This is a genomic window from Mesorhizobium sp. M2A.F.Ca.ET.067.02.1.1 (assembly GCF_004023285.1).
Taxonomy (GTDB): Bacteria; Pseudomonadota; Alphaproteobacteria; order Rhizobiales; family Rhizobiaceae; genus Mesorhizobium.
In genome coordinates this window covers 1-3,894 of record NZ_RZSB01000577.1, presented here as the reverse complement: position 1 = coordinate 3,894, position 3,894 = coordinate 1, and the positions used below count along the sequence as shown (strand labels likewise).

General features: G+C 64.1%; 3 protein-coding genes and 1 pseudogene. 2 read left to right on the top strand and 2 right to left on the bottom strand.

The annotated features are described in order from the left end of the window. Positions 1 to 554: pseudogene (locus EOA28_RS27850) on the top strand (beta-L-arabinofuranosidase domain-containing protein); the annotation flags it as partial. 58 nt (positions 555 to 612) lie between these two features. On the opposite strand, the gene EOA28_RS27845 reads toward EOA28_RS27850, so the two are convergent. Beyond that, entirely contained in the window at positions 613 to 1,380 is a 768-nt protein-coding gene (locus tag EOA28_RS27845; RefSeq protein ID WP_245463500.1) for a DUF1194 domain-containing protein, read from the bottom strand. 70 nt (positions 1,381 to 1,450) lie between these two features. Further along, positions 1,451 to 2,503, bottom strand: a complete 1,053-nt coding sequence (locus EOA28_RS27840) for a DMT family transporter (protein ID WP_245463280.1) — start codon at positions 2,501 to 2,503, stop codon at positions 1,451 to 1,453. A gap of 304 nt (positions 2,504 to 2,807) precedes the next feature. Between EOA28_RS27840 and EOA28_RS27835 the strand changes: the two genes are divergently transcribed. Beyond that, a partial coding sequence (locus EOA28_RS27835) for a BTAD domain-containing putative transcriptional regulator (RefSeq protein ID WP_348633440.1) occupies positions 2,808 to 3,894 on the top strand: 1,087 nt, incomplete at its 3' end.

Here is a 3,894-nt window from a genome sequence, read left to right as displayed (position 1 = left end):
GGGACGGCGCGGTCGCGATCGAGGTCGGGCCGGAGGCGCCGGTTGCGTTCACGCTTCATCTGCGCGTGCCGGCCTGGTGCCGCAAGGCGGCGCTTCGGGTAAACGGCAGGCTGGTCGATCTTGAGGCGGCGACGGTCGACGGCTATGCCGCGATCCGCCGCGAATGGCGCCAGGGCGACAGGGTCGAGCTCGACCTCGAAATGTCGTTGGCGCGCCTCTTCGCCAATCCGCAGGTGCGCCAGGACATCGGCCGCGTGGCGCTGGCGCGCGGCCCGCTGGTCTATTGCGTCGAGGAAACCGACAATGGCGGTGGGCTGCACCGCATCGCCCTGCCGCGCGAGGCACGGTTGGAGGCCCACAGGGAGCCGAACCTGCTCGGCGGCGTCGTCACGCTTTCGGCCATCGGCAGCAGGGCCGAGACGGAAAGCTGGGGCGCCGATCTCTATCGTCCCGAGCCGCCGGCGACTGAGGCGACCAAGCTCAAGGCGGTTCCCTATTTCGCCTGGGATAATCGCGACCCCGGCGAGATGCTGGTCTGGCTGAGGGAAGGGTAGGGCACGCTGGCCGGGCTTCCCCGTATGACGAGTGAGCCCTCCTCATCGAGGTGCAGTCCTACCGAGGATCGGCTATTGGCGCGGACAGAGCCGGTGCCTCCATCGGCGGAACATGCGTGTCGATGTTCATGCTCACTTCCGTCACCAGCTTGCGGCGAAGGGCCGTGACATAATCGTGCGGTTCCTTCGGTGACATCACGAAGGCTTGTGAACCGCCGATGACGGATCGGGCAAAGTAGGAGGCCAGCGGCTGGCGGGGGGCCTCGTCATCCGCCGGTATGGCGATCGCGTTGATCGTGTAGCCCTTGGCGATCGCGTTCTCCCGGCTCGGCTGGACGGGCAGCCCGTCATTGTTCTCGCCATTGGAAGAGATATCGATCACCTTCTTCATGGCGGTCCCGGGGAACTCGTCGAGCAGAAGGCCTCCGACATCGATTGCCGTAGAAACCGAAGTTCCGCCCCTGCCTCGACGCATATGGCCGGTGTCGCCTGTCTTGCTGATCACCGACGCGGCGGCCTTGGCATCGTCCAGTCCGCAGATGCGCGTCCATGGCAGCACGGTGCGCGAGCGACCGGGGCTCGACCATTCGAAATAGGCCACGCCGATGCAACCGAGATAGTTCTGGGAGATGGCGCGGATGATTTCCGGCGAGGTGAGCGCTTTGGCATGGCCCTCACGCTGCAGGTCGGCAATCTTCGGATCAATCGAAGAGGAGAAGTCCACCGCGAAGACGACGGCGACGTCAACCTGCATCGACGGCGGATCTATGTTGGTTGCGTCTGCGGCAGGTCCCCAAAGGACCGCGGCTGGCAGTGTCGCCAGCATCGCCAATGAAAGCGCACGCCTTGCCCCTTTGCCATCGGAGCCCGGTGTCCTGTGAAGACCGTCCACCATCTTACCCTCCATCTCGATACAGGTCGTTTTCCACGCAACGCGGTCTCGGCCGTTGAGACCGGCGTGGGCCGTCGCCGCAAAGGTCAGCGGATTGTCTCCTTCCAACCTGCATTGACGACGATGAGCGTCGCCCGACCGGCCAGGCGCCTGCTGGCAATGCCGCGTCGGCTCTGCCTGGACTGGCTCGCAAGGACGCCGTCGACGTTCGGTTCGACATCGCGACCGACAGGATCGATCCGAGGATGATCGCCGCGCCGAGCGCGCCTGCCGGAGAAGAACGCTCGCCAAGGAAGATCGCCGCGCCCAGGGCGCCGAAGACGCTTTCCGCGCTGACGATCACCGCGGCGTGGCTGGCCGAGGTGAAACGCAGGGCGGCGGTCTGGATGCCGAAGGCGGCCGCGGTCGAGAAAACCCCGAGCACCACCAGTTCGGGACCGGCCTCGGAAGCCGCCGACAATGACAGATTGCCTTGCACCGCCCCGAGCGGCAGGGCTATCGCGGCGGCTGCAAGGAACTGCGCCGCGGCGGCCGTGAAGGGGCGCGCATAGGCATGCATGTGGCGCCCGAGCTCGACCGTCCACAGCGCATAGCAGCCCGCCGAGAGGAGGGCGGTGAGCTCGCCGGCGCCGAAACCGGTAATCCCGCCCGACAACAGCAGGCAGCCCATCACCGTCGATCCGGCGGCGGCGACGAGACCTGCCTTCGGACGTTCACCCATGAGCAGCCAGGCGGCCAGCGGCGTGATCACCGTTGCCGTGCTTACGAAGAAGCTTGCATTGGTGACGCTGGCGCCGAGATAGCAGAGCTGTTGCAGCATGATGGAAATGGCAAACAGCACCACCACCCGGGCCAGGCTGGCGGAATGTGCGGCATCGGCCGGCGCTCGCCTTTCCGTCAGGACGAAGGGCAGCACCAGCAGCCCGCCGATCAAGCAGCGCAGCCCGACTGCGCTCAGTGCGTCGAGATGATCGAGCACCGTCTTTTGCGCCACGTTTCCGAAGCCCCAAAGCGCGGCCGCAAACAGAAGCAGCAGATTGGCCGTGACCTTTGACATTCGCCGCACCCCCGGGCCGGAACCACGCTGCGGGTTCAGTTACCCTTAATTCAGCAGCGTCTAAATGAACTGCGTCACGGTAACGCTTGGGTGGCGTCGCGCTGGAGCTTGCGAGGCGTTAGTTTTGAGTTAAAATTTCAATAGGCTGGGGAGCCGTTGAGCAATGCAAAATGCGGAAAGCCGTGCTGCAGGTCGGATTTTACTTTTCGGCGGTTTCCAGCTTGAAAAGGAGGCTGGTGGCACAATTTGGCTCACCGGTAAGCGCGGCCCCGCAATTCTTGCGTATCTGGCTCGCTGCCCGGGCATGGCGGCGCCGCGCGAGCGGCTGGCCGATTATCTATGGACCGACAGCGACAGTGGACACTCGCGCAACAGCCTGCGGCAAACGCTCAGCGTCCTGCGCCGGGATCTGGCGCGACACGGCTTGGATATCATCTATTCCCACAAGGACCTGATCGGTCTGAGGCCGGAAGCGGTGCGGGTCGATGTCGACGAGTTTGAAACCGGCCTGTCGGCCCGTTCGGCCTCGGAACTCCAGGCTGCGTTGACTCTCTACAATGGACCGTTTCTCGACGGCTTTCATATCGGCACCAACGTTTTCGACGATTGGGCGGCGTCCGAACGCGAAAGGCTGCAGAGCCGCGCGCTTCAGTCGCTGGAAAAGCTCGCCCGTCTCGTGGACGCCGAAAGCGGCTTGGCTGTTGCTGATCGAATGGTGTCCATGGAGCCGACGCGGGAGGAATCCTATCGGCTGAAGATGGAACTGCTACTTGCATGCGGTCAGCGCGACAAGGCGTTGCGGACCTTCGAGACTTGCAGAAACGTCTTGAGGAAGGAGTTCGGTGTCGACGTCAGCGCGGAGACGCGAGCGCTCTGGCAATCGCTGCTTTCCTCCACCGAGCCATCGTCAAACCTTCAGACGGCCAATGGAGCTATCGCCGGTCAGCGCTCGGGACGCCCATCCATCGTCGTGGCCGACATCGTCAATCTGACGGGACAGCGTGGTGACGACTTCTTCGCCAAGGGTCTCGTTCACGATATCACCACGGCGCTTTCCGAGGTGGCCGACTATATCGTGCTTTCGGCCCTCCAGAAAAACGGCGAAGAACCGAGGGCGCCGGCTGGCGTGCGGGCGCGCTATACGCTCAAGGGCAGCATCCAGAGGTCCGGAGACGAGCTCAGGGTGAACATCCAGCTTGTCGACGCCGCTGATGGACGCAATGTCTGGGCGCAGAAATTCGACGACCACTCGGAGAACGCGCTCGCTTTCCAGGACAGGATCGCGCAGTCGGTCGTGTTGGCAGTCAGCCTTGAGCTTCAATTGACCAACTGGAAGGTTCGCGACAAGAGCCCGCCCGGTCCTCCAGAAGTGCGCCGGCTGGTGAACGAAG

Coding starts and splice junctions, on each gene's coding strand:
- EOA28_RS27845 (WP_245463500.1), bottom strand. CDS start 1,380: ATGCTGGCGACACTGCCAGCCGCGGTCCTTTGGGGACCTGCCGCAGAC.
- EOA28_RS27840 (WP_245463280.1), bottom strand. CDS start 2,503: ATGTCAAAGGTCACGGCCAATCTGCTGCTTCTGTTTGCGGCCGCGCTT.